Source organism: Pseudomonas sp. GZJR-8, assembly GCF_002916705.1.
Classification (GTDB): domain Bacteria; phylum Pseudomonadota; class Gammaproteobacteria; order Pseudomonadales; family Pseudomonadaceae; genus Aquipseudomonas; species Aquipseudomonas synxantha_A.
Map to the genome: position 1 here is coordinate 47556 of NZ_JXSI01000013.1, position 25676 is coordinate 73231.

At 59.2% G+C, this 25676-nt stretch carries 25 protein-coding genes; 12 read left to right on the plus strand and 13 right to left on the minus strand.

What is annotated here, in order from left to right; all coding sequences use genetic code 11:
* Nucleotides 1-74: 74 nt before the first annotated feature.
* The 3 genes from TK42_RS22285 to ahpF all read left to right on the plus strand — a co-directional run bounded on the left by TK42_RS22285 (nucleotide 75) and on the right by ahpF (nucleotide 3400).
* Nucleotides 75-1007 carry a site-specific integrase gene (locus TK42_RS22285; protein WP_032875451.1) on the plus strand — a complete coding sequence of 311 codons (933 nt, stop codon included), beginning with the start codon at nucleotides 75-77 and terminating at the stop codon, nucleotides 1005-1007.
* 133 nt (nucleotides 1008-1140) lie between these two features.
* A complete protein-coding gene (gene ahpC / locus TK42_RS22290; RefSeq protein WP_005788226.1) occupies nucleotides 1141-1704 on the plus strand; it encodes an alkyl hydroperoxide reductase subunit C in 564 nt (187 codons plus the stop codon).
* A gap of 130 nt (nucleotides 1705-1834) precedes the next feature.
* A complete protein-coding gene (ahpF, locus tag TK42_RS22295) occupies nucleotides 1835-3400 on the plus strand; it encodes an alkyl hydroperoxide reductase subunit F (RefSeq protein WP_032875448.1) in 1566 nt (521 codons plus the stop codon).
* Nucleotides 3401-3483: 83 nt separating this feature from the next.
* On the opposite strand, the gene gloA is transcribed toward ahpF, so the two are convergent.
* Nucleotides 3484-4005 (minus strand): lactoylglutathione lyase, encoded by a 522-nt coding sequence (gloA, locus tag TK42_RS22300; RefSeq protein ID WP_005788230.1) that lies wholly within the window; start codon nucleotides 4003-4005, stop codon nucleotides 3484-3486.
* 178 nt (nucleotides 4006-4183) lie between these two features.
* On the opposite strand from gloA, the gene TK42_RS22305 reads away from it, so the two are divergent.
* Nucleotides 4184-4720: a DUF4946 domain-containing protein gene (locus TK42_RS22305; protein WP_078821338.1), complete on the plus strand. Its 537-nt coding sequence runs from the start codon at nucleotides 4184-4186 to the stop codon at nucleotides 4718-4720.
* 112 nt (nucleotides 4721-4832) lie between these two features.
* Here the strand turns inward: TK42_RS22305 and TK42_RS22310 are convergent, their stop codons facing one another.
* Together TK42_RS22310 and TK42_RS22315 are read right to left on the minus strand one after the other, a co-directional pair.
* Nucleotides 4833-5198: a histone-like nucleoid-structuring protein, MvaT/MvaU family gene (locus TK42_RS22310; protein ID WP_032875443.1), complete on the minus strand. Its 366-nt coding sequence runs from the start codon at nucleotides 5196-5198 to the stop codon at nucleotides 4833-4835.
* Between the two features lie 174 nt (nucleotides 5199-5372).
* The gene (locus TK42_RS22315; RefSeq protein ID WP_103735145.1) at nucleotides 5373-6914 is read right to left on the minus strand and encodes an EAL domain-containing protein; all 1542 of its coding nucleotides are present in this window, start codon (nucleotides 6912-6914) and stop codon (nucleotides 5373-5375) included.
* 426 nt (nucleotides 6915-7340) lie between these two features.
* Between TK42_RS22315 and hppD the strand changes: the two genes are divergently transcribed.
* Together hppD and TK42_RS22325 are read left to right on the plus strand one after the other, a co-directional pair.
* On the plus strand, nucleotides 7341-8417 hold the full coding sequence (hppD, locus tag TK42_RS22320) for a 4-hydroxyphenylpyruvate dioxygenase (RefSeq protein ID WP_032875438.1): 1077 nt from the start codon (nucleotides 7341-7343) through the stop codon (nucleotides 8415-8417).
* Between the two features lie 164 nt (nucleotides 8418-8581).
* The gene (locus TK42_RS22325) at nucleotides 8582-9811 is read left to right on the plus strand and encodes a dermonecrotic toxin domain-containing protein (RefSeq protein ID WP_177464517.1); all 1230 of its coding nucleotides are present in this window, start codon (nucleotides 8582-8584) and stop codon (nucleotides 9809-9811) included.
* A gap of 54 nt (nucleotides 9812-9865) precedes the next feature.
* Here the strand turns inward: TK42_RS22325 and rarD are convergent, their stop codons facing one another.
* From rarD to TK42_RS22340, 3 genes are all read right to left on the minus strand, one after another.
* Nucleotides 9866-10747 carry an EamA family transporter RarD gene (rarD, locus tag TK42_RS22330; RefSeq protein ID WP_032875435.1) on the minus strand — a complete coding sequence of 294 codons (882 nt, stop codon included), beginning with the start codon at nucleotides 10745-10747 and terminating at the stop codon, nucleotides 9866-9868.
* Between the two features lie 127 nt (nucleotides 10748-10874).
* Nucleotides 10875-11891 (minus strand): aldo/keto reductase, encoded by a 1017-nt coding sequence (locus tag TK42_RS22335; RefSeq protein WP_005788244.1) that lies wholly within the window; start codon nucleotides 11889-11891, stop codon nucleotides 10875-10877.
* A gap of 81 nt (nucleotides 11892-11972) precedes the next feature.
* Nucleotides 11973-12875 carry a LysR family transcriptional regulator gene (locus TK42_RS22340; protein ID WP_078821340.1) on the minus strand — a complete coding sequence of 301 codons (903 nt, stop codon included), beginning with the start codon at nucleotides 12873-12875 and terminating at the stop codon, nucleotides 11973-11975.
* Nucleotides 12876-12976: 101 nt separating this feature from the next.
* On the opposite strand from TK42_RS22340, the gene TK42_RS22345 reads away from it, so the two are divergent.
* Nucleotides 12977-13681 (plus strand): SDR family oxidoreductase, encoded by a 705-nt coding sequence (locus tag TK42_RS22345; RefSeq protein WP_103735146.1) that lies wholly within the window; start codon nucleotides 12977-12979, stop codon nucleotides 13679-13681.
* Between the two features lie 24 nt (nucleotides 13682-13705).
* Here TK42_RS22345 and TK42_RS22350 read toward each other — a convergent pair whose 3' ends face one another.
* The gene (locus TK42_RS22350; protein WP_103735147.1) at nucleotides 13706-14578 is read right to left on the minus strand and encodes a hypothetical protein; all 873 of its coding nucleotides are present in this window, start codon (nucleotides 14576-14578) and stop codon (nucleotides 13706-13708) included.
* 179 nt (nucleotides 14579-14757) lie between these two features.
* Complete coding sequence (locus TK42_RS22355; protein WP_032875421.1) at nucleotides 14758-16068, minus strand: MFS transporter; 1311 nt, start codon at nucleotides 16066-16068, stop codon at nucleotides 14758-14760.
* Nucleotides 16069-16228: 160 nt separating this feature from the next.
* On the opposite strand from TK42_RS22355, the gene TK42_RS22360 reads away from it, so the two are divergent.
* Together TK42_RS22360 and TK42_RS22365 are read left to right on the plus strand one after the other, a co-directional pair.
* A complete protein-coding gene (locus tag TK42_RS22360; protein WP_103735148.1) occupies nucleotides 16229-17344 on the plus strand; it encodes a sugar diacid recognition domain-containing protein in 1116 nt (371 codons plus the stop codon).
* Between the two features lie 100 nt (nucleotides 17345-17444).
* The gene (locus tag TK42_RS22365; RefSeq protein ID WP_032875415.1) at nucleotides 17445-18584 is read left to right on the plus strand and encodes a glycerate kinase; all 1140 of its coding nucleotides are present in this window, start codon (nucleotides 17445-17447) and stop codon (nucleotides 18582-18584) included.
* Here the strand turns inward: TK42_RS22365 and TK42_RS22370 are convergent.
* The 4 genes from TK42_RS22370 to TK42_RS22385 all read right to left on the minus strand — a co-directional run bounded on the left by TK42_RS22370 (nucleotide 18574) and on the right by TK42_RS22385 (nucleotide 22806).
* Nucleotides 18574-19686 (minus strand): class II histone deacetylase, encoded by a 1113-nt coding sequence (locus tag TK42_RS22370; protein ID WP_103735149.1) that lies wholly within the window; start codon nucleotides 19684-19686, stop codon nucleotides 18574-18576. The two genes, TK42_RS22365 and TK42_RS22370, sit on opposite strands and share 11 nt — an antisense overlap.
* A complete protein-coding gene (locus TK42_RS22375) occupies nucleotides 19683-20837 on the minus strand; it encodes an MFS transporter (protein WP_103735150.1) in 1155 nt (384 codons plus the stop codon). Before TK42_RS22375 ends, TK42_RS22370 begins: the two co-directional genes overlap by 4 nt.
* Nucleotides 20838-20859: 22 nt before the next feature.
* Nucleotides 20860-21735 carry a transporter gene (locus TK42_RS22380; RefSeq protein WP_103735151.1) on the minus strand — a complete coding sequence of 292 codons (876 nt, stop codon included), beginning with the start codon at nucleotides 21733-21735 and terminating at the stop codon, nucleotides 20860-20862.
* Nucleotides 21736-21834: 99 nt separating this feature from the next.
* Complete coding sequence (locus TK42_RS22385) at nucleotides 21835-22806, minus strand: LuxR C-terminal-related transcriptional regulator (RefSeq protein WP_103735152.1); 972 nt, start codon at nucleotides 22804-22806, stop codon at nucleotides 21835-21837.
* A gap of 227 nt (nucleotides 22807-23033) precedes the next feature.
* On the opposite strand from TK42_RS22385, the gene TK42_RS22390 reads away from it, so the two are divergent.
* Nucleotides 23034-23546, plus strand: a complete 513-nt coding sequence (locus TK42_RS22390; RefSeq protein WP_032875400.1) for a GNAT family N-acetyltransferase — start codon at nucleotides 23034-23036, stop codon at nucleotides 23544-23546.
* On the opposite strand, the gene TK42_RS22395 is transcribed toward TK42_RS22390, so the two are convergent.
* On the minus strand, nucleotides 23543-24235 hold the full coding sequence (locus tag TK42_RS22395) for an aspartate/glutamate racemase family protein (RefSeq protein ID WP_103735153.1): 693 nt from the start codon (nucleotides 24233-24235) through the stop codon (nucleotides 23543-23545). The genes TK42_RS22390 and TK42_RS22395 overlap by 4 nt on opposite strands.
* A gap of 165 nt (nucleotides 24236-24400) precedes the next feature.
* On the opposite strand from TK42_RS22395, the gene TK42_RS22400 reads away from it, so the two are divergent.
* Together TK42_RS22400 and TK42_RS22405 are read left to right on the plus strand one after the other, a co-directional pair.
* Nucleotides 24401-24895, plus strand: coding sequence for a hypothetical protein (locus tag TK42_RS22400; protein ID WP_032875395.1), 495 nt, complete (start codon nucleotides 24401-24403; stop codon nucleotides 24893-24895).
* A 105-nt stretch (nucleotides 24896-25000) separates the two neighbouring features.
* Nucleotides 25001-25672, plus strand: coding sequence for a DUF3313 domain-containing protein (locus tag TK42_RS22405; protein WP_005788271.1), 672 nt, complete (start codon nucleotides 25001-25003; stop codon nucleotides 25670-25672).
* The last annotated feature ends 4 nt before the right edge of the window (nucleotides 25673-25676 follow it).

Here is a 25676-nt window from a genome sequence, read left to right on the forward strand (position 1 = left end):
GATATTGGCGTATTATCCCGTGTCATAACGGTTTTAACCGCCACTTCCCCTGACGGCAGTACGAAACGACACCCATGAGCGAGCTGGATCGATATCTCAACGCTGCGACCCGCGACAACACGCGCCGCAGCTACCGTGCGGCGATCGAGCACTTCGAAGTGAGTTGGGGAGGGTTTCTGCCGGCCACCAGCGACAGCGTGGCGCGTTATCTGGTGGCGCACGCCGGAGTGTTGGCGGTGAACACCTTGAAACTGCGGCTTTCGGCACTGGCGCAGTGGCATACCAGCCAGGGCTTTGCCGATCCGACGAAAGCGCCCGTGGTGCGCAAGGTGCTCAAGGGGATTCGTGCCGTGCATCCAGCGCGCGAGCGGCAGGCTGAGCCTTTGCAGCTACAGCATCTTGAGCAGGTCGTCACTTCACTGGCGCTTGAAGCAAGCCAGGCCAGCGAAAACCAGGACCAGCCCCGCTTGCTGCGCGCCAAGCGTGACACTGCGCTGATCCTGCTGGGCTTTTGGCGGGGGTTTCGCAGTGATGAGCTGTGCCGATTAAGCATTGAGCACGTCCAGGCTGTGCCCGGCGCCGGGATCAGCCTGTACCTACCGCGTAGCAAAGGCGATCGGGAAAACCTGGGCAAGACATACCAGACGCCAGCGCTGCTGCGCCTGTGCCCGGTGCAAGCTTACAGCGACTGGCTCAGCGCCTCGGCGCTGGTTCGCGGCCCGGTCTTTCGCGGCATCGACCGTTGGGGCAACCTGGGCGAGGAGGGGCTGCATCCCAATAGTGTCATCCCATTATTGCGCCAGGCCCTGGAACGTGCAGGCATCCCCGCCGAGCAATACACCAGCCACTCCCTGCGGCGCGGCTTTGCCACCTGGGCCCATCGCAGTGGCTGGGACTTGAAGTCGCTGATGAGTTACGTCGGGTGGAACGACATGAAATCCGCCATGCGCTATGTTGAAGCGACGCCGTTTCTCGGCATGACCCTGGCCACCCAGCCGCTGATTTGAAATTTCTTCTATTAATACCGCCACTTGATAGAGAAAGCCAATCATCAGCATCAGGTTTGCCAATGGGCCATCGACCGAAAGAGTCGGTAGGATTCATCTCATCAACTTCTTAACCCCTGACGGAGAGTCAACGATGCCTATCATCAACAGCCAAGTAAAACCGTTTAAAGCCACCGCTTTCAAAAACGGCAGCTTCCTGGATGTGACCGACGCTGACCTGAAAGGCAAGTGGTCGGTAGTGTTCTTCTACCCAGCCGACTTTACCTTCGTTTGCCCAACCGAACTGGAAGACCTGGCTGACAACTACGCCGAATTCCAGAAACTGGGCGTCGAAATCTACAGCGTGTCCACCGACACCCATTTTGCCCACGCTGCCTGGCACAACACTTCGCCAGCCATCGGCAAAATCCAGTACACCATGATCGGTGACCCAACCCTGACCATCTCCCGCAACTTTGACGTGCTGATCGAAGAAGCTGGCTTGGCTGACCGCGGTACTTTCGTGATCAACCCGGAAGGTCAGATCAAGATCGTCGAACTGAACGACGGTGGTGTTGGCCGTGATGCTTCCGAGCTGCTGCGCAAGATCAAGGCTGCTCAATACGTCGCTGCCCACCCAGGCGAAGTGTGCCCAGCCAAGTGGAAAGAAGGCGAGGCCACTCTGGCTCCGTCCCTGGACCTGGTCGGCAAGATCTAAGTCTGTGAAGACGTATCAAGGGCGGGAATCCGCACTTAAGTAAGCTGCATCCGCCCTCAAAACGCCCGGGCGAGATTCGCTCGGGCGTTTTTTTGTCTGCAATAAACCGAATGAACAGGAAATCGCCCGTATGTTGGACGCCAATCTTAAAGCTCAGTTGAAGTCATACCTGGAACGGGTCACCCAGCCGATCGAGATCGTCGCCTCCCTCGACGACGGCGCGAAATCCCAGGAAATGCTTGCTCTTTTACAGGACGTCATCAGCCTCACCACGCTGATTACCCTGAAAACCGATGGCGATGATGCGCGCCGGCCATCGTTCTCCATCAACCGCCCGGGTGCCGATATCAGCCTGCGCTTCGCCGGCATCCCCATGGGTCATGAATTCACTTCGCTGGTGCTGGCTCTGTTGCAAGTCGGTGGCCACCCGTCGAAGGCCAGTGTCGAAGTGATTGAACAGATCCGCGCCCTTAAAGGTGAGTTCAGCTTCGAGACATACTTTTCGCTGTCGTGCCAGAACTGCCCGGACGTGGTCCAGGCCCTGAACCTGATGGCGGTGCTGAACCCCAATATCCGTCATGTGGCCATCGACGGCGCGCTGTTCCAGGCCGAAGTCGACGAACGCCAGATCATGGCGGTGCCCAGTGTCTACTTGAATGGAGTGAACTTCGGCCAGGGCCGCATGGGCCTGGAAGAAATTCTTGCCAAGCTCGACACTAGCGGCCTCGAAAAAGCCGCCGAGAAAATCAGTGCCAAAGAGGCGTTCGATGTATTGGTTGTCGGCGGCGGCCCAGCCGGTTCCTCGGCGGCCATCTACGCAGCCCGTAAAGGTATCCGTACCGGTGTAGCGGCGGAACGTTTTGGTGGCCAGGTGCTGGACACCATGTCCATCGAGAACTTTATCTCGGTACAGGAAACCGAAGGGCCGAAACTGGCCAGTGCGTTGGAAGCGCATGTGCGTCAGTACGACGTGGACATCATGAACCTGCAGCGCGCCAGCAGCCTGGTGCCGGCGAAAAATGCCGGTGAGTTGCATGAGATTCGCTTCGAAAGCGGTGCGACCCTCAAGTCCAAGACCGTTATCCTGGCCACTGGCGCCCGTTGGAGAGAGATGGGTGTGCCGGGCGAGCAGGAATACAAGGCCAAGGGCGTGTGCTTCTGCCCGCACTGCGATGGGCCGCTGTTCAAGGGCAAGCGCGTTGCGGTGATCGGCGGCGGTAACTCCGGTGTGGAAGCGGCTATTGATCTGGCCGGGATCGTCAACCATGTCACGTTGCTGGAGTTTGACAGCAAGTTGCGCGCCGATGCGGTGCTGCAACGCAAGCTTTACAGCTTGCCGAACGTGGATGTGATTACCAGCGCGCTGACCAGCGAAGTCAAAGGCGATGGTCAGAAAGTCACCGGCCTTGCCTACAAGGATCGCGACAGTGGTGAGTTCAAGACTATCGACCTGGAAGGTATCTTCGTGCAGATCGGTTTGTTGCCCAACACCGACTGGCTCAAAGGCACGGTGGAGCTGACGCCTCGCGGCGAGATCATCGTGGATGCCCGTGGCGAGACTTCACTGCCGGGTGTATTTGCGGCCGGTGACGTCACTACCGTGCCCTACAAGCAGATCGTCATTGCGGTGGGCGAGGGTGCCAAGGCCTCCCTGAGTGCATTCGATCACTTGATTCGCACATCAGCCCCGGCATAAGTGACACGCGAAAAACCAAAAAAGCCCCATGAGCAATCATGGGGCTTTTTTATTCCTGCGTACTGCGCGAGACGCGCCGCGTGTTACATCGGCGCCGGCTGGATGATCTCGACCCAGTAACCATCCGGGTCCTTGATGAAGGCCAGGCTCTTCATGCGGCCATCCGTCAGGCGCTTCTGGAAATCGCAGCCCAGCGCTTCGAAACGCTCGCACGCAGCGACGATATCCGGTACCGAAATACAGATATGGCCAAAGCCACGCGGGTCGGTATTGCCGTTGTGATAGGCAAAGTCGGCGTCGTTTTCGGTGCCGTGGTTATGGGTCAGCTCAAGGATGCCCGGAATCGATTTCATCCACTGGGTGCGCTCGGCGGCGTCGGCCGGGATTTGGGCCTTGTCCACCAGGGCGAGGAAATACAGGCTGAATTCGGCTTCCGGGAAGTCGCGTTTTTCAACCAGGGAGAAACCCAGCACGCGGGTGTAGAAGTCCAGCGATTTGGTGATGTCCTTGACCCGCAACATGGTGTGGTTAAACACAAAATTTGCAGTGGCGGTGTCAGGTTGGGCAGTGACGCCCGGGAAGGTGTTCAGTTCGTGCAGGCTCATGGGCCCTCCAGAAAAAATGGGGCAAAGCGGTCCCTTGGCGTGCGGCAAGCATCCGTGCTGCCGGCTCATGATACGCAAGGGCTACCTGCCGCGCCAAATGAAAAAACGCACGCGGCCCTTGCGAGCGGCGGGTCCGGGGCCGCAAACTTTGCGGCTTGAACCCTGGGCGTTTTTCATAATGATCGAGTTTCGTAAATCGCTGTTGAGTACGTTGTGCCTGATGCTGGGGAGCCCGTTCGTATTGGCGGCCGACCCGGAGATTCATTGGCCCAGCGGCTGGCAGGTCGAAGAAGTCATACCTGACGACGAAGTCCCCGCGAAGGCTCAAACAGTGTCTCGCCAGCGCGCGATCAAAAATGATGAAAACGGCGCAACCCTGATGGTCATGGAGTTGACCGGCACGCCAATTGAAACCGGACATAAAGTTAATCTTCCAGGCGTGTTACTGGAAATGCGCAAATCGATTCAGAAAGATTTCGCCCAGGGCGGTTATCAAAGCGTGTGCAGCAAGATGCATCCTACGACACTGAGTCGCCTTGAAGCGTTGGAGACTACTTGCGTGATAACCGAAAATGGACGGCACGTGTTGTCACAAACATTAGTCGGCGCAGTGGATACAGATAAGGCCTATGTATTTTCTTACGCGGGCCAGGCGCAAGCCTACGAGGCGAGCAAAGACGAAGTCAGTTCGGTGCGCAACAGCCTGAAACTTTGAATCGACCCTTTTTAGTGGTTTTGAACAAAATGAACGGCTGGTTAAGTTCGCTTTCGAACCGTCAACTGCAAAAAAGCCCCGCATGTGCGGGGCTTTTTTTAGTGCGGGATGATTAACCGCGCAGCCAGGAATCTACCGTGGCAGCGCCGTACTCTTCTTTCCACGCTTTCAGGCCGCGGTGGTTGCCGCCTTTGGTCTCGATCAGCTCACCGGTATGCGGGTTGTGGTAAACCTTGACGACCCGTGCACGGCGCTGCTTTGGCGCTGCGGCGATGGTTGCACCCGCCTTGCGCGGGGCTGGATCAAGAATGGCGATGACATCGCGCAGACTTTTGCCGTAGCTGTCCATCAGCTTTTTGAGCTTTTCTTCGAATTCGATTTCTTTCTTCAAGCCTGCGTCATTCTTCAAGGATTCCAGCTGGGCCAGCTGCTCTTGAAGGGCTTTTTCTGCTGCGCGAAATTCGGCGAGTCTGGACAAAATCTGTACTCCAATAGTGTAGTGGCTGATATCAACTGCAGACAAAGCTATAAGCCAGAAACGTTAACACGACGTCAACGAAGAAGACCCTTCTGCGAGTTCTGCACAGGCAGAAAAATTGTAGTAGTTAATCCCTCTGGAGTAAATCATGTCTTCTGTCCAAATAACAATCTTTCATCGGTTGCCTAACGATTTAATGAACTCATCGCAGGGTAGCGGCTTGCCGAACAGGTAACCTTGTAAGAAATCCACACCTTGGGCGACGAGGTATTCACACTGTTCTGCTGTTTCCACGCCTTCGGCAACAATGCCAAGGTCAAGCTTGGCTGACAGTTCTATGATGCTGTCCAGAATATGCCGTGACAGTGCATCCACACCGATCATGGCGACAAAGCTCTGATCAATCTTCAAGTAGTCGACATTGAAGTTGCGCAAGTAGCCGAGGCTGGAATGGCCGGTGCCGAAGTCATCGATCGCGATCATCACCCCCAACTGATGCAGGGCGTCAAACAGGCTGCGGGTGGTTTCGGTGGGCTCGATCAGTTCGCGTTCGGTCAGCTCCAGTACCAAGGTGACCTGGCCGGGCGGGAAGGCTGCGAGAAACTCCTGGCAATCGTTCACCAGTTCGAGGTCCTGGCAATGCCGCGCGGTAATGTTCACGCCAATATGAAAACCGGGGTTGAAGCGTTCGGCATGGGGCGCCAGTTGCGCGGCGGTCTGGCGCAGCAGGGCGCGGGTCATCGGCACGATGAGGCCGGAGTCTTCGGCCAGGGGAATAAACAAATCTGGCCGCACCAGGCCCTCTTTGGGATGTTTCCAGCGCATCAGCACTTCGCAACCGGCCCACTGACGCGTATCACCGCGCACCACGGGTTGGAAGTACGGGATAAATTCGTTGGCGCTTAATGCACGTTGCAGTTCGTGGGTGGGTGCCGACGAGCGTTTTTGCAGCCAATGGGCGAGGATGCCAGCCAGCACACCAAAGAACGCCACCAGGCTGAACACCGCCGGATAGCGGGCCTGCATATAACGCCAGGTTTCCCCGGCAGGCATCCCGGCCTCGACGCTGTAGTGATAGCGCGCCGACGCCAGGTGATGATGCGCCACGGCGAACACGGGCACTGCGTCGTTATGCACTTTGCCGTCGGCATCCAGCCAATTGGGCCCGACTTGCAGCACCAAATAGGCGTAACGACTGATCAGGCGCAAGGCATTGGTGAGGTGGTAGCTGTCGATCGAGGCAAACGCGCCTTGCTCACCCTCCACCAGGCGGTAAACCAGTAACGCAGTATCTGGCGTGACAGGGTTGCCATTCATCAACCACAACCGGCCATCCACATAGTCGTCCGGGTTGACCGGCGATTGGTAGTCGCCGCCAAACAGTGAGCTGCAATAAATGTTTTTCTGCCAGGACAACGTGGTGGCGCGTACGAACGGCCGGCGCGTGACCTGTTCGCGCAGCGCCAGTTTCGCCGCGTTATCGCACGGCTTGCCTGCCAATGGCAGCAAATCCCGGGCGGCGAGAGCGGTATTGTCGAGCATCAAATCGAACTGGCGCACTGCTTCCTGAGCCGTTTGTGTGGTGCTTTGTTCAAGTGTGCGTTCAGCTTGCCAGTAAAGAATCGCGACCCCCAGCAGAATCGGGAGCAGTCCACAGGTTGCGCTGATGACGTAACGTGTGGCTCGGCCTCGTGGGCCTTTGGAGGTCAGGGGCATAGGGACAGTCAGTCGCTGAAAAAAGAAGGGTATGTGCCGATGATAGATGGCATTGCCCAAGTACGCTCGCTACCTATTGTTGATTCTGGGCTGTGGGCCTATTCACGCGTGTCCCGGGTGCTTAACCAGCCGGCGCGCTTGCTACAAACCTCTTGCACGAAGGAGGGCAATGGGGATTTGATAAGAGTACGGACAAATCTGTTTACGCTGTGTAGAATCGGTTTACGCATACAAGAATATGGACTTGCGCTCACGCAAGCCTCGGCCGTCAGAGACTGATGACACCATGAAGCTACTCGGCTCCCCCCTCATCTTTGGTGACTTCCTCGCCCGCAGCGTGCGGGGTCTTTCCTGTGCGCCACCCTCGAACCTCATCCTTGCTCGCAACTGATCAATTGCTACCTACAAGAATGATGAGGCATCGAAATGACCGACCAATATGAAAACCCGATGGGCCTGATGGGCTTTGAATTTATCGAATTCGCATCGCCGACGCCTGGCACGCTGGAGCCGATCTTCGAGATCATGGGCTTCACCAAGGTGGCGACCCACCGTTCCAAGGACGTGCACCTGTATCGCCAGGGCGAGATCAACCTGATCCTCAACAACGAACCCGGCAGTCTCGCCGCCTACTTCGCGGCCGAACATGGGCCGTCGGTGTGCGGCATGGCATTCCGCGTCAAGGACTCGCAAAAAGCCTACAACCGGGCCCTGGAACTGGGCGCCCAGCCGATTCATATTGAAACCGGGCCGATGGAACTGAACCTGCCGGCGATCAAGGGTATCGGCGGTTCGCCGCTGTACCTGATCGACCGCTTCGGCGAAGGTAACTCGATCTATGACATCGATTTCGTCTATCTCGAAGGCGTTGACCGCAATCCGGTAGGCGCCGGCCTCAAGGTCATCGACCACCTGACCCATAACGTCTATCGCGGACGCATGATCTACTGGGCCAACTTCTACGAAAAACTGTTCAACTTCCGCGAAGCGCGCTATTTCGACATCAAGGGCGAATACACTGGCCTGACCTCCAAAGCCATGAGCGCACCGGATGGCAAGATCCGCATCCCGTTGAACGAAGAATCATCCAAGGGCGCCGGGCAGATCGAAGAGTTCCTGATGCAGTTCAACGGCGAGGGCATCCAGCACGTGGCGTTCCTCACCGACGACCTGGTCAAAACCTGGGACGCGTTGAAGAAGATCGGCATGCGTTTTATGACCGCACCGCCAGACACTTACTACGAAATGCTGGAAGGCCGCCTGCCGAACCACGGCGAGCCGGTAGACCAGTTGCAATCGCGTGGCATCCTGCTGGATGGTTCCTCGATTGCAGGCGATAAGCGCCTGCTTTTGCAGATCTTCTCGGAAACCCTGATGGGGCCGGTGTTCTTCGAGTTCATTCAGCGCAAGGGCGACGATGGATTTGGCGAAGGCAATTTCAAGGCGCTGTTCGAGTCGATTGAGCGCGACCAGGTGCGTCGTGGCGTACTGACTGCCGAGTAATTCAATGGATAACGAAAAAGCCCGGTTTTTACCGGGCTTTTTTGTGTCTGTTATATCGGGTTGTAATTGCCGGGCGGTGAAATAGGAACAAATGGTTTTTCAAATATCACACAGAGGCGAGGAGCGCAGAAAAACCTGCGCTTCCATTCCGAAGAGGTCCGCTTATGAATGTGAATTGTCCTACCCCTCAACGCCCGATCGAGCCCAGCCTACCAGCGGAACAGACCGAGCCAGTTCGCTATGTGCGTTCATCCGATGATGCAGACCTGGTCAATCAGGCGCGTAAGAAGTTTCTGGATGATGGCGAAACCGAGTTCCTGGGCGACACCCTCAGTGCCGAGGGTTATCAGTTGGTGAAGGCTGTGGTCTCACCCAACAAACCGGGTGCGCCCGGAGTGCAGGTCTCGACATTCGCGGTTGATGGCGCCCAGTCCAATGACATGATGGTGATCAAGCGGGTGCCGCCTACCGAAGATGGGCCTAATCTCGTCCTGTATATGCCGGAAGATGACGTGACCTCGTTTCATGAGTTCAAGGATGCAGAGGAAATGACGGCCTGGCTCAAGGACGTAGCCAATGACCCGACTGAGCGAAAGCGATTTACCCAGCATTTTTCCAATCCTGAAGCACCCAAACAGCAGGAACGGGTCAACAAGCAGTTCGGCGAGTTCGCGGCTGGCGATATTAATGCGGTCGTGGGTAGTTTCGGCCATGAGCGGGGGGATATTTTCGAGCGGTTGAACAAAGACGCCTCGGTCCCACCCGCTCAGGTCGACGGGCTGGTGCGAACGCAGCTCTATAAACTGGAACCAGATGGAAAGGCGTTTTATGTCGGGTATCGGCCAGATGGAGAAGCCATCGTCTATAGCTACGACGCTTATGGAAACTTGCAAGGCGGCGGCCAAAAAAAGGACGCCAAGGCGAGGAGATTTTATTTCGTCCAAAACGGGTTGAACCAAAACAAACCGCTTGAACCCATGACCTTCAACGAGTTCCGCAAGAAAATAACCAGTGTCTCCCTGGACAACGTGCGCGCTAATGACCTAATGGGTCTTTACGACGAGTTCCTGAAGCAACTCAGAAGTCCTGGGCATGGCCTCGCCACCGCGTTGAAAGCGCTGGGTCTTCCTGACAACGTGGCGAATTCCATCGAAACCATCCTGAAAGACCCCATCAAAGGAACGCTGCTTGAATTGAATCACGACAATCGTGTCGGCAAGGTGTTTGGTGTTGATAAGGCAGAGATGGATGCCAACTTGGAAAGGGTGGGCAGTCAAATCCAGAGCAACATCCCCCATTACGGTAAGTGGAGGAAAAGGTTGGAGAACACAGCCGACGTCATTGAACAAAGCGTAGGTACGCCTGAATTACCGACGACCGAAGTCAGGACCTGACTCGACAGAGGGGAATGGATACCCCACGCCATTGCGCCACTTCCATCCAGCCACTCAAGCTCGGTGCTGACGCACTAGATGTTTGAACCCTTCATACACCAGGACCATCACCGCCAGCCAGATCGGGATATAGGTCAGCCATTGCCCGCCTTGGATGCCTTCGCCCAACAGCAGGGCCACCGCCAGCAGCAGCACCGGTTCTACGTAGCTCAGCAGCCCGAACAGGCTGAAGGCCAGCAAGCGACTGGCAATGATGTAGCTCACCAGCGCCGAAGCGCTGATCAAGCCCAGCATCGGAATCAACCCGTATAGCTTGGGATGCACATCGAGCACCGCAAAACCCTGTTCGCCGCTCTGCACAAACCACCAGGCCACCGGCAGCATCAACGCCATATCCAGCCACAGCCCGCCCAAATGATCGGTGGTCAGGTATTTGCGCACCACGAAATACACCGGGTAGCCTATGATCACCACCAGCGTTGCCCAGGAAAAACCACCAGCCTGATACAACTCGTTCAGTACGCCCAGCGCGGCAAACACCACGGCGATCTGTTGCAACCGTGACAACCGCTCGCCATAGACCAGGCGCCCGGTGAGCACCATGGTCAGCGGCAGCAGGAAGTACCCCACGGAAACGTCCAGGCTGCGCCCATTCAGCGGCGCCCACATAAACAGCCACAACTGCACGCCGAGCAAGGCAGAAGACACCAGCACCCCGGCGATCAGGCGCGGCTTGGCCGCCAACATCCGCAACAGTTCCCACACCCGCCGCCACTCGCCGCTGACGATCATGAACACCGTCATGCACGGTACTGTAAGCAACATGCGCCAGCCGAAAATCTCCAGACCACTCAACGGTGTGAGCAGTGACGTGAAGTAATACATCACGGCAAACAACACCGAGGCCAAGACCGATAACACAACACCTTTAGACACACTGTCCTCGCGAAAGCCGATTCATATCCAGTTCCAGGAGGGGAGTATGGCGTTTTTTGCGAGAAATAGAATGTGGGCGGGAGTTTGCTCCCACCCACATTTCAATCTCCATGCTATCAGGCAGATTTCAGCCCGCTCGCAACGCCACGCGGCCGGAAACAAAATGGCCCACGTCGTTGAACCCCGGAGTGGACGAGTGCCCGGGCGTGACCAGCGAATCAATGAAGGCCTCATCCTCAGGCGTGATGTTTACGTCCAGCGCGCGAGTGTAGGCATCCCACTGCGCCTCGGTACGCGGCCCCACAATCGCCGAACTCACTGCCGCGTTGTTCAGCACCCAGGCAATTGCGAACTCTACAATCCCCACGCCACGTCCCTGGGTGTATTGCTGGATCAGCTGGGCGATGCGTAGCGACTCCACCCGCCATTCGGTTTCCAGGATGCGCTTGTCCTGGCGCGCGGCACGGCTGCCTGGCTCGGGTGTAACGTCAGGTGCGTACTTGCCACTGAGCACCCCACGTGCCAGCGGGCTGTAAGGCACTACACCCAAACCATAGGCTGCCGCCGCTGTGATTTGCTCGACCTCGGCCTGGCGGTTGACGATGTTATACAGCGGCTGGCTGATAATGGGTTTATCTACCCCCAGGCGCTCGGCCACGCGAATCACTTCAGCGATGCGCCAACCGCGATAATTGGACAGGCCCCAGTAGCGGATCTTGCCTTGGCGGATCAGGTCGCCAATGGCCGACACGGTTACCTCCAAAGGCGTGTCGTGATCTTCACGGTGCAGATAGTAGATGTCCAGGTAATCGGTATCCAGGCGCGCAAGGCTGGCTTCCAACGCATTGAAGATGCGCTTGCGGTTCAGCCCGCTGCGGTTGGGCAAACCATCGGCGGGGCCGAAGCCGACCTTGGTGGCCAGCACCCAATCCTGGCGATTGCGCGCAATGGCTTCGCCAACGATCTCTTCGGAGCGCCCGCCGGTGTAGACGTCGGCGGTGTCGATAAAATTGATACCCTGGTCCCAGGCCTTGTCGATGATACGCAGCGAGTCTTCGGTGCTGGTTTGTTCGCCAAACATCATGGTGCCGAGCGTCAGTGCGCTGACTTTCAACCCGGACTGGCCCAATGTGCGGTAAATCATGCAAAGCTCCTCATTGCAGGCAAATGTGAGTCATGCAATACCAGACCCGACGGCTCTGGAACAAGCCCTGGGCGCATTTCTTCATCCGCGCAGCAATGTCTGGCAGCGAGCCTGTAAAAAACGATGCAGCACTTTCACCCGCTCCGATACTTGCAGACGGTGAGGGCACATCAGGTTGAACGGCGTGGGTTCGCCTTGCCAGTCGGGAAGCAGCGGCACCAGCCGCCCGGCCTGGATGTCTCGGGCCACATCCAGGTTGGCTTTATAGGCAATGCCATGGCCGGCCAGCGCCCAGCGCCGAACGATTTCGCCGTCATCGCTGAGGTAGTCGCCGCTGACTTCGACCTCCTGCAGCAGTGTGCCCTGGCGGAAATACCAGGTGCTATTGGCCTGCCCGCGGCGCATGTAGCGCAGCGTACTGTGCTGCGCCAAATCTGCAGGCACCTGCGGTGCACCGTAGCGCGCCAGGTAGTCGGGGCTGGCGCAGACGATGCGCTGGTGGCCGGGCACCACCGGCAGCGCCACCAGGCTGGAATCCCTCGGCACGCCAAAGCGCAGGGCGATATCGACGGTGTCGCGAAACAAATCGGCATTGCTGTCGTTGAGTAACAATTGCAGGCGGATGTTCGGATGCTCGAGCTTGAACTCATCCAGCCAGCCCAGCAGCACATTGCGGCCAAAGTCCGAGGGAGCGGCCAATTGCAATAAACCACTGAGGCTTTGGCCTTGTTGCTTGATGGCATGTTCGCCTTCGGACAGGGCTTCCAGCGCCACTCGCACACTGTCCAGATAACGCCGGCCTTCTTCGGTCAGGCGCATGCTGCGGGTGGAGCGGGCAAGCAGTCGGATGCCGAGCCGGGTTTCAAGACGCTTGAGGGCAATACTGGCCGCTGCTGGGGTAAGGCCGAGGCTACGGGCGGCAGCGGTCAGGCTACCGGTGTCGGCGCTGCGCACAAAGACTTCAAGGTCGAGAATCGAGCCCATTGATAAAAATCCTTTAAAGATCTTGTCGTTTTACCCGGATTTTTCGCCGATTGCCAAGCTGGGAAGATGAAGGCTCACTTTCTTATCCAGGTAGTTTTCACATGGTCTCTTCTCTGAGCGGTAAAACCGTCATCGTTATTGGCGGCAGCAGCGGTATCGGCGCGGCAGTGGCCCAGGCGGCCATTGCTCGCGGCGCGCACGTGGTGCTGGCCGGGCGTCGCTTGACCGCCGGCATCGAGAAAGGCGCACGCAGCGAACCGGTGGACGTCACCGATAGCGCGTCGTTGCAGCGATTGTTCGAAACGGTGGGGCATTTTGACCACCTGGTCTACACCTCGGGCCCTTCGGTGCGGGCCAAGCCCCTGATCGAAACCGACCTTGACGAAGCCCAGGAAAATTTCAATGTGAAACTCTGGGGCGCGCTGCGTGCGATTCAACAGGCGCTGCCGTTCCTGAATGAACACGGCAGCATCAGCCTGACTTCCGGTCAGTTGGGGCGCAAGCTGGCACCGGGGCAGTTCATCAAGACCGGCATCAACGCTGCGACCGAAGCATTGGGCAAGCAACTGGCCAAGGAACTGGCGCCACGTCGAGTCAATGTCATCAGCCCGGGCGTGATTGACACCCCGGCCTATGCCGGGTTGGCGCAAGAGCAGCGCGTGGCGATGTTTGCCAACGCAGGCGGGGCATTGCCGGTTGGCCGGGTAGGGCAGGCTGAAGAAGTGGCGGCGGGGTATGTGCTGGCCATGGAGAACAGCTTTATAACGGGAAGCATCATCGATATCGACGGCGGCGGGCAGCTGTAACCGCCCACCGCCGGTGCCCTTTGGTTAATGACGGGCCTTGTCCAGTGTAAACGTCCCTATGGCAGTAAACTCAGGCCCGTCATTTCTTCGAAAGGAACAGGCAAACTCACCCGAGCCATGCTCGTCAGTGACTTCTTCGTTCAGTTTCAGCACCCCAGCATGGGCTGTCACCGTCCCATAAGTGTCGAGTCGTTGAAACTGAACGCGGACGTCATTATTGCCGGCCAGGTCATGGATCAATCCCTTCGCGTCGTTATAGACCACGATGGCAAAAATATTCCGAGTCCGCGGCAAGCCGTCATCGTAATAGTCGCCCATGAAGATTCGGCGATCCGGGCGGTGGCCCCCGAAGTCGGAGCTATCAATCCGCAGGTCGGTTTTGAAAGAGTAAGAACCCGGTAGCGGCCCACCCTCGAAAGTCAGGTCCAGTTCACCCTTGGCCGGATACTGGGCGCTGTGAACCATTGACACGCCTGTCAGGTCGACATCACCTTTTGTCAGCGTTATTTGTTTATCGCTACCAAACTGCGCTTTACCCGAGAAAGACGCCTGCATCCGTTCACCGTCGAATGACACTGTTATCTCCCCGGCAGTTGCCCAATAGGGAGAAATGCCCGAGTTTTCATACGCAGAAAAGAGCAACCTGGCGTGCCCATCGGCAAAGCTATAGCTGTGTTCGGTCTCGTCACTCGGTAGCTCAGCGGGAAGATAAATATCAATGCCATAAAAATGGTTGGGCTCTGGCGAGAGACGTTTTGTCGCCACCAAATGCCATATTCCATTTGGCTCCTGGTACATATCCATTTTATCCGCGTCACCTTGGAAGGTCAGGTTGTGCGCGCCTGCTACTGTGACTGTTAACTTACCTTGGGTGCCCTGTGCTGTTTTACTGATCATCTCGATAGCCCTTCAAGAAGTGAAATGAATTCACAGTGAAGGCTAAATGCGATCCAAAAATTTGAATACTGTCAAAAGTGACAGGTATAAAAAGCAAGCCTTTAATTCCATTCAAGGCAGCGTGTGCCGACGCAAACACCCTCACGCCTTCCAAGAGCATCTGCGCCGTCCCATGGAGGTTAAACCTTGAGCGCACGCGTCATCCGCAAAGCCAACATACTCCCACCCACAATCACCGCCGCCAGCAGGTACAACGCCACATCGGTTGAACCAGTGGCATCTTTCACAAAACCGACGATATACGGGCTGAGAAACCCCGCCATCTGCCCCATGGAGTTGATCAACGCCAAGCCACCCGCTGCGGCACCGGCACTGAGCATGGCGGTGGGCACCGGCCAGAACATTGGCAGGCCGGTAAGTGCACCCATGGTGGCGATGGTCAAGCCAAGGATGGCGATGGCCGGGGTGGTGGCGAAGTTAACCGCAATCACCAGGCCGATGGCGCCCATCAGCATCGGCACTACCAAGTGCCAGCGGCGTTCCTTGCGCAAGTCGGCGGAGCGGCCCACCAGCAGCATGAACACCGCCGCCAGCAAATAGGGGATCGCGCTGAGCCAGCCAATCACCAGGTTGTCGCTGAACCCCAGGTTCTTGATGATCGAAGGCAGCCAGAAGTTGATCGCATACACGCCGCTCTGGATGCAGAAGTAGATCAGGCCGAACGCCCAGATCGCCGGGTTCTTGAAGACTTCGGCCAGCGAATCGCTGGTGGTTGCGGGCTTGTTCGCCAGGTCCGTGGCCTGGTCGGCTTCCAATACTGCGCGCTCATGGGGCTTGAGCCACTTGGCATTGGCGAAGCTGTCACTGAGCAGAAAGTAGGCGAGGGCGCCGAGGATCACAGTCGGGATGCCCTGCAGCAGGAACATCCACTGCCAGCCCGCCAGGCCACCTTGGCCGGCTGCGAAGTGGTTGAGGATCCACCCAGAGAACGGGCTGCCGAGCAAGCCGGACACCGGGATTGCCGACATGAACAGTGCCATGATCCGCCCACGGCGGAAGGTCGGGAACCACTGCGAGAGGTACAGCACCACACCGGGGAAGAAGCCGGCTTCAGCGGCACCGGTAAACAGGCGTAAGGTGTAGAAATGCGTCGGCGTGGTCACAAACAGCAAGCAGGTAGACAGCGTCCCCCACACGATCATCATCAACGCGATCCAGCGCCGTGGGCCGAACCGGGTGAGTGCCAGGTTGCTCGGCACGCCGCACAGCACGTAGCCGATAAAGAAAATCCCGGCGCCCAGGCCGTACACGGTTTCGCTGAACTTCAACGCATCGAGCATCTGCAGCTTGGCAAAGCCAACGTTTACCCGGTCGAGGTAATTGAACAGGTAGCAGATAAAGATGAAGGGGATCAGGCGCAGGGTGATGCGCTTGTAGATGGCGTTTTTATCGTCATCGCTGGCCAGTGCTGCAGTGGCGCTCTGTGGCATGGGATTCTCTCTTTATTATGATTTTTCGCGGCGCGAGGGTAACGTTGACCGCCCCAACAGTCTCGGCGACGTGATGGGCGACTGTCTTTGTGCCGGCGCACAGCGAAGCCACCTTTGCGCTGTGCCGGTGAACAACCCGTCTTTTCAGGAAATTAGCCCCATGTTCGAGTTGGATCATGACTTGGCGCAGGAGATTGTCGATCGCACCATGGCAATCCTGCCCTATAACGTCAACGTCATGGACAGCCAGGGCCTGATCCTCGGCAGCGGTGAGCCGGAGCGTATCAATACTCGTCACGAAGGGGCGCAGTTGGTCCTGGCCAATGGCCGGGTGGTGGCAATCGACGGGCAGACCGCCAAGCATCTCAAGGGCGTGCAACCGGGCATTAACCTGCCGCTTATGCACGATCAGCGGCTGATCGGCGTGCTGGGCATTACCGGCGAACCCGATGGCCTGCGCACCTATGCCGAACTGGTGCGCATGACGGCTGAAATGTTGGTCAGCCACCGCCATCAGCAAGCTGAGCAGCAATGGCGACGCCAGCGTTGCGATGATTTGCTAGCCTTGCTGCTGGCCGACAATGGCGACTCCCCCCGCCTGGTGGACGAAGCCCGGCAACTGGGCCTCAAACCGCATCTGGCGCGCACGCCATACCTGTTCGAACTGGGCCCGGGCCAATCGGCAGAAGCCTTGAGTGCCTGGCTTACCAGCCGCTATCCCGACAGTTGGTGCGTCAGCCCTGCGCAGTTCTCCCTGCTGTGGTGCCGGCCTGCCGCTGTGCAGGTCGATAATCCGCGTTTGCTGGAAAAGCTCGACGGCCTGGGTTGGACTATCCTGCGTGTTGCGGTTGGCGGGCAAGCGGATGGCTTGCCAGGGCTGCGCCGCTGTTACCGCAGGGTCAGTGATCTACTTGCCTATGGCCGCGATCTCCTGCCGCAAACACGCCTATTGACCCTCACCCGTTATCGTCTGCCGGTCATGCTCTGGCGTCATCGCAACGACGACGCGCTGGACGAGCTGCTCAACCCATTGCGCAAGGTGCTGGCCAAGGATAGCAATGGGCAACTGCTGGCGACCTTGCGCAGTTGGTGCGAGCACGACGGGCAAAGCCAGGCGTGTGCCGATGCCTTGGGCATCCACCGCAACAGCTTGCGTTACCGCATGGAGCGTATTGCCGAACTCAGCGGCGTCGACCCGCTGACCCTCGACGGTATGCTTACCTTATACCTGGGCGTGCAGTTGTTGCCTCAGCCTCTGGAGGCGCAGGCTTTGTAGAAATGACCAACAAACCCCACCTGCACTTGTGCATCGGACCGGCGTCATTGCCCAGGCCAACTGGCAGCATGGGCATTATAAAAACCGGAGAAAGCCCATCATGAAGATCATCATCGCCCCCGACTCGTTCAAGGACAGCCTCAGTGCCGCAGGCACGGCCCAGGCCATTGCCGAAGGGTTGGCCCAGGTCTGGCCGGATGCGCAGTTGGTCGAATGCCCGATGGCCGATGGCGGTGAGGGCACGGTGGATGCGGTACTTGCCGCGTGCAATGGCCAGTTGCGCCGGCAAACCGTGCGAGGCCCACTGGGAGACGAAGTCGAGGCGCGTTGGGGCTGGTTGGCCGACAGCCATACCGCAATTATCGAGATGGCCGAGGCCAGTGGTTTGCAACTGGTCGCGCCCGGCCAGCGCGACGCGTGTTCGACGACAACATATGGCACCGGGGAGTTGATCTGCGCCGCCCTGGATGCGGGGGCGCAGCGTATTATCCTGGCGATTGGCGGCAGTGCTACCAACGATGGCGGGGCTGGTGCGATGCAGGCCCTGGGTGTGCAACTTTTTGACGCAGAAAGTCAGCCGCTGTCCCCGGGTGGGCTGGCGTTGGCGCGCCTGGCGCGTATTAGCCTTGAAACGCTCGACCCGCGTTTGGCGCAGGTGCGTTTTGAGATCGCTGCTGACGTCAATAACCCCCTGTGCGGTCCTCACGGTGCCTCAGCGATTTTCGGCCCGCAGAAAGGTGCGAGTCCCGAGCAGGTGGCACAACTGGACGCCGCCCTTGACCATTTCGCCCACCACTGCGCCCAGGTGCTGCCCAAGGATGTGCGCGACGAACCCGGCAGTGGTGCTGCCGGTGGTCTGGGCTTCGCCGCCAAGGCATTCCTCGGTGCGCAATTTCGTCCGGGCGTGGAGGTGGTCGCCGAACTGGTCGGCCTCGAAGACGCCGTACGCGGCGCCGACCTGGTCATCACCGGCGAAGGCCGCTTCGACGCTCAGACCCTGCGCGGCAAGACCCCGTTCGGGGTTGCGCGCATCGCCAGCCAGCACGGCGTACCGGTCATTGTGATCGCAGGCACCTTGGGCGACGGTTACGAGCAGATGTATGCCCACGGTGTGGATGCAGCATTTGCCCTACCGTCGGGACCAATGAGCCTGGAACAAGCCTGCAGCGAGGCGCCACGCCTGTTGCGCGAGCGCGCCGCGGATATTGCGCGGGTGTGGCGCCTTGCTGCTAATCGCTGACCCCCTGCGCCAACCGCTCCACCCACTGCTCCTGAAACGCTTGCAGCGCCGCACCGGGTTGCTGCAATTGCACAAACTCCAGCATTGGGTCTTGCACCGCTGTGCGCACGCCGCTTAATTCCTCGAGGGTCGCCAACCCGCAAAACGGTACGTAGGCTTCGCTGTAACCGCCTTCATGCACCAGCACCAGGCGGCCCTGGCACAAACGCTCGGCTGCCTGGCGCAGGCTGCGGGTCATCAGCCGGAACGATTCGCTGTGCAGCAACATGCGCGCCAGTGGGTCGACGGCGTTGGCGTCATAGCCGCAGGCGATGATGATCAACTCTGGCTCGAAACGCTCGAGGGCGGGCAGCACAATGCGTTCCATCGTATGCGCATAGGTTGCGTGACCACTGCCCGGCGGCAGCGGGATATTGATGTTGGCGCCCAGGCCGGCACCCCGGCCACGATCCCGTTCGCCGCTGTAGCCCGGTGGGTAGCAAGCGTTCTGGTGCAGTGAAACCGTCAACACATCGGCGCGCTCCTCGAAGATTGATTGCGTGCCGTTACCGTGGTGCACGTCCCAGTCGATCACAGCGACTTTGCCGAGCCCGTTATGGACCTTGGCCGCTTCGATGGCAATGGCAATATTGGCGAGAAAGCAGAAGCCCATGGCGCTGTCTGCCAGACAGTGATGCCCAGGCGGCCGAGACATGGAATAGGCATTGTGCGCCTGACCCTTGAGCACCGTGTCTACGGCGGCGATGGTCAAGCCCGCAGACAGTTTCGCGATCTCGTAGCTGCCCGGCCCAATCGGCGCCTGTGGGCCGAGCTCGCCGCCGCCAGCATCGCTCAGGGCCTTGAAGCGTTGCAGATAAGCGCTGCTGTGCACCCGTAGCAGGTCTGCTTCACTGGCCGGCGGTGCGCTAAGCAGGTGCAGATGACGCGTCAATCCAGACACATCCAACAAGCTTTTCAAGCGGCGTTTGGTCTCCGGGGATTCGGCATGACCGCTGCCCGCCGGCGGTTGTACCCAGCCGCCTACGGGTAATGTCAGCGCGTGCGCACCTGCGCTGTGCCACAGGCTCATTTCATCGAAGAAAAATGCGGTGGTTCGGTTCATACCGGCTCCAGTTCGGTGAGGTGGTTGGGACGGCTGGTGAGGATCATCACCAGGGAAAGCAACGTGATGACGGCAGCGCCCAGCAGCAGGAGGGTGAACCCGCCGCTGGCCTCGATCAGGCGGCCGGCAATCGCCGGGCCGATGGCCAGGCCACCGCCGATCACCAGGTTGGAGGCGTTCATGAGTTTGCCGCTGTGATCAAGATCAGCCAGGCAGGCCAGCACCAACGGCAGGATGAACGTCCAGGTGAACTTGAACAGCAGCGCCGCCAGGGCAAAACGCAGCAGCGCTGGCTCGCCGAGCAAAAGCAGCACAGCCGTCGCCATCAGCGCATAACCCCCGAGCAACAGCATTGCTCGGGGCAGTCGCCTGCCAATCAGCGACGCGCTCGCGGCGCCGGCAATGCCCATTACGGTTGCGATGGCGAGTACCTCGCCACTGTGTTGTGGGGAAATCCCGACACGGGCGCCCAAGGCACCGATAAAGGTCCAGACACCGCCCAGGCTGATGTAAAAGGCCAGGACTGCGCCGACCCCCAGCACGGCTTTCCAGCGTGAGCCAGGCAATGAAGGGCCGTGGTTTGCCGGTGCCGTGGCATTGCCAGCGGGAAACGCCCGGGCCAGAGGCAGCAACAGGGTCATCAAGCCCGCCAGGATCAGGTAGCAGGCGTTCAGTCCAAACCGCTCGAACAAGCCCGGCAGTACGATCAGCCCGAGTGCACCGACGACTAATTGGCCCATCACCCACAGCCCGTAGACACGGCTGGGATTGGCGGTAGTGGCGGCGCTGGCCAGGCAGAGGATCATCAATGAGCCGCCGGCCAGGGCGCTGGTACAGCGCAGCGCCAGTAACGCTGCATAGGTGTCGGCGCGCATCGACAACAGATTGGCCACGATAAACAGCAGCGCTGCAATCAGGGCCGCGGCGCGCCAATCAACGCGCTTGAGCCACCACCAGGCAGGCAAGGTCGCCAGGCTCATCGCGCCCAGCTCCACGGAAAACAAATCGCCAATGCGTGCCGGGCTCAGTTGCCATTCGCTGGCCAACTGCGCGGCCACGGCGGGTGCGGTCATCAGGATGGTCGGGGTGATGGCGGCAAACAGCACGATTGCTGCCAGCCGTGCCTTTGCCGCAGAGGGTTGAGTAGGCATTTTCAAACTCCAGGAATGGGGATCAGAACACATGGACCAGACGCAGCAATGCCTCGGTCCCGGCATAGCCGTTGGAGGCAGCGACGTTTTGCGAAAGGCTGACCATCAGTTGGTTCTGGGTGTCGAGCCAATGCCCCAGTTCCAGGCCCAGTTGCGTGTAGCGTTTGTGGGTATCGTCGATACGGCGATTGTTGATGCGCAGCGCACCACCATCCGCCTGGATCAGGCGCAGTGCCCCGTAAGTGGCGGCGCTGAAGTCATAGGACGCGAAGGCTTGCAGGCGGTACAGCGGGGTTTGCTTGAGTTCGCTGCCAAAATAGTCGTCATTCTTGGCGTAAAGCTGAGCTTCGAGGTTGGCTTCCAGCACCCAGTTATCGCCGATGCCCTGGGTGTAGTTGTAGACAAAGGTGGCGCCCCAACGGTTGGCACCCGGGGACACATCCGGGTTCTGGCTGTGGTACTCACCTAGCGGCACGCTGATCAGGCTCAACAGGCCGCTGTAGGTGCGCGATGCCGGGTCGTTGATGAAAAACAGCGTGCCGCCCACTTGTGGATCGCCCAGGCCGCGCTCGCGGGTGCGCTGCTCAGTGCCGGGCAAGCGCGCCGTAATGTCGGCAAATGGCAGGATGAACTGCGGCGTACACAGCGTGCCGCAGGCGTCGGTGAAATACACCTGGCGGTAGGCCAGGGCGTTGACCTTGAGGTCGGCCTTGCCGGTGCTGTCGGCGGGCCCATGGAAATCGCCGGCACGGGTGGCGGGCAGGTACACCACCCCCAGGCTGGTGCCCGCCGGTGCGCCAAAAAAGTCCCGAGCGTTAAGGTCGGCAGCCTGGCTGTCGAGGCTGAGCAGCGTGCCGCCAAGCAGCACTGTGATCTTGCATAGAGGTGAATGAATCATGGCAAGGCATCTCTTGTAAGCGGCAGCCAAAAAACGGGCAACAGCTGCCCGCGACCGTGAAAACGAGCGTGGCAAAGTCTTAAGTTGAAAGGGCGAGGATCAGTCGGGTGGGGCGTGTACCAAGTGCGCTATACGCGCCTTGTCGTTGACCCCCAGCTTGGTGTAAATGGCGCGCAGATGGTGACGTACCGTATTGGGTGAAAGGCCAAGGTCGCGGGCCACTTGCTTATAAGTCTTGCCCTCGCCAAACCCCTGGGCCACGTCGTTCTCTCGCGGGCTCAACTGGGGCAGTGCACGGTTGAGGCGCGCCGCCAGCAGCAACTGGTCGCCCACTGCCGAAACCTGGATGTGAATGTGCTTGCCGGCATGGCCGCGTTCATCCAGTTGTACCGGCAGGGTAGGGCCGCTCCAGCGCGGCCACTCACTGAGCAAAATGTCGATAAAGCCGCGCTCGGCGCATTGCAATACGCCTTGAGGGTCGCATACAGCCAAGGCGAGGTTGCGTGGGCTGGTCAGGGTTTCACGCATGGCCACCAGCGTGCGGATCTGGTTCGCGGACACTGCCGCCACCAGATGCAACATCAGATTATTGAGCAGCAGGCAGTCATGGGTGTTGAACCTGGGCGCACCGGGTTTGCGGTATAGCGTCAGGTGGTCGCTGAGGTGGGTTTGCGGGTCGATATGGATCACGCACAGCAATTGGCCCAGGCCGTGGCGCTGCCCCAGCCAATTCAAGGCGCTGCCATTGGCCGGGTCGCGCATGTCGATGATCACGGCCTGGCCGGGTGTTGCATGCACTCGGCCGACGGTCACGTCCAGATGGCGGATCGACTGCCAGTCCGCCACGTAGTGTGGTGGTAAATGGTACAGGTAGCTGTTGTGCTCCTCCGGCATACCGTCAATCACCGCCGCGCGCCCCCACCAGGCACTGTCAAATGCCAGCAACTGGCTCAGCCGTGCCAGGGCATGGTGCTGGAAATGTTCGATGTCTTGATGTTGGGCCAGGCGCTGCAGATCCAGGGCCAGGGTACTGAAGGCCTGCAACAGGCCATTGGGATCAAGGCGACTCATAGGTATTCCTCTGTGGGACTTTTTTTGTTGTTCTCGTCACAGGGTGAAGGCCGGGGCCTGGGGTCAGGGGGCAGGGCCTGGGTTGAGTATCGATGTTGCACGGCTGGACTGCTATCGTTCAGATGCAGGATGGCACTGGTTGATGTGTGGGAAAACGCCGGGCTCGTCAGGCGGCTGACTTTGCCCCTACACTGGTCCGCCATTGGTCTTTCAAAGGATGAAACGCAATGCACACACCTGAGCCCCATATCGTGATCCAGCGCTTTACCGAGGCCCACCTTGAGGGCGTCGCCGCGCTCTACAACGAACCGGCGGTCTGCCGTCAGGTGCTGCAAATGCCTTTCCAATCGGTGGAAGCCTGGCGCAAGCGTTTGGTGATGGATAACGAGCGGCGCTTGCAGCTGGTGGCAGTACATGGCGGTGAAGTGGTTGGCCAACTGGGCCTGGAACAGTACCTGCGCGTGCGTCAGAGCCATGTCGGTTCATTCGGCATGGGCGTGGCGACTGCCTGGCAGGGCAAGGGCGTCGGCTCGCGGCTGTTGACCGCCGCGCTGGACGTCGCCGACAACTGGATGAACCTGCACCGCGTGGAACTGACGGTGTATGCCGACAACGAAGCCGCGCATCACCTGTATCGCAAGTTCGGCTTCGAAGTGGAGGGCCGGTTGCGCGATTACGCCCTGCGTGACGGTGCGTTTGTCGACACCCTGAGCATGGCGCGCCTGCGCAAGTCGGCTTAATCCGCTAGAGCAAACGCCACCGCAGCCTGCGCATGCAGCGCGGTGGTATCCAGCAGCGGCAGGGCGCTGTGTTCGGGCTGGATCAACAGGCAGATTTCCGTGCAGCCGAGGATGACCGCCTGGGCGCCGCGCGCGGCGAGCGCCCGGATCACCCGCTGATACACCTGGCGCGAAGCGTCGCTGATGACTCCCACGCACAACTCTTGATAAATGATTCGGTGCACTTGCTTGCGCTCTTCCGCGTCCGGTATCAGCACGGTCAGGCCCTGGGCGGCGAGGCGGGATTTGAGGAAGTCCTGTTCCATAGTAAACGCGGTACCGAGCAGACCCACCGTCAAGGTTCCGGCCTCAAGGGCTGCGGCCGCCGTGGCGTCGGCAATATGCAGGAATGGAATCGACACCGCCGCCTCAATACCCGGCGCCACCAGGTGCATGGTATTGGTACACAGCACCACGCACTCGGCGCCCCCTGCCTGCAAACGGCGCGCGGCGTCCTCCAGGATCAGCGCGGTATCGTCCCAGCGCCCGGCGTGCTGGGCCTGCTCCACCGGGCCGAAGTCCACGCTGTACAGCAAAATCTGCGCGCTACGCAAAGGGCCAAGCTGGTCACGTACGCGCTGGTTGATGAGGCGGTAATACTCGGCGCTGGATTCCCAACTCATGCCGCCGATAAGGCCGATGGTGCGCATGCAATGCTCCGGACAAGGGGGTAGGGCACCACCTTACTCATTGACGGTGGGTTCGTCATACGCAGTTGCCGACAAAATCACCGGAGCAGTTTTTAACCCATACGGTAATGCTCTGCATCTGCCATGATCAGGCTTGGCAACCTGGCTCACCCAAGGAAATCCGCAATGGACGATGTACAGCAACTGGGCGAGATGCTTCGTCATTACGCCGATAGCGAAGCACACAAACAACAGCAGTTCGACCTGCAATCAGCACGTTGGGCGCAGAAGCTTGGCGAGCTGTTCGGCCAGATTGAACAGTGGCTGGAGCCGGTAAAAACCGTAGGTTTGCTGGAAGTTCAGCGTGAGGCTTACACCGCCAGCAGCCCGAGCGTACCGGTGGAGAGTTCACCCTTCAAGAGCGAAAAACTCAGCGTGCATATCACTGGTAAAAGCGTGGAGTTCGTGCCGGATGTGATGGGCGTCGGTGGTTTGATTTCAGTGTCGGTGATGGGCCTCACCGCCGCCCGCCACGGCAGTGTGTCGCTGGTCCTGCCGGTGGATAAGCACGACTGGCTGTGGAAGAAAACCAACGGCCTGAAAGACCCGGACACCTTCGGTTTCGACGCCAACTTCCTGGCCACTCAGCTACAGAGCCTGATCCCGCGCGAACGCGCATGATCGGCACAGAAAAAAACAGGCTGTGCATTTAATCAGGTGCATTGCCCAAGTATTGGCTATACCTAAAACTCATTCTTACGATGATGGTCGCCAGGGAGTTCAACAATGAAATTAAGGCTCATGATCAGCACACTGTGCGTCGCCTCGCTCGGCATGGCAGGCTGTGCCAGCAAGGTGCCGCAACCGGATGAGTATTCAGGGTTTCTCTCCAATTACAGCCAGCTCAAGGAAGCCAAGTCGCCCTCCGGGGCAGAGGTGATGCGCTGGGTCGATCCGCAGTTGGACTTGAGCCGCTACACCGCGGCGTACATCGAGCCTACCCAGTTCTATCCCAAACCCCAGGCCACCGCAAAGATTCCGGACAGCACCCTGCGGGGCATCAGCGACTATTACAACCAGGCGCTCAGGCGTGAACTGGCCAAGTCACTGCCCCTGGCCAATGCTCCAGGCCCAGGCGTGATCGTGGTGCGTGCGGCGATTACCGCCGTGAGCAGCAAGACCGAAAGCCTCAAGCCCTATGAGTTTATCCCCGTGGCGCTGGTGGCCGCAGCAGTCAGCACCGGCACGGGCATCCGCGATCAGGAGACCACGCTGGGCACTGAGGCGCAGTTCCTCGATGGAGGCACGAACAAAGTGGTGGCCCAGGTGGTACGCAAAGGCACCGGCAAGCCATTGGCCAACGACTCACAGGTGCTCAAGGCCGACGACGTGAAAGTCGTCATTGACGGCTGGGCGTCGGACCTGCATCAGTCCTACGTGAAGCTCAAAAAACATTGAGCCT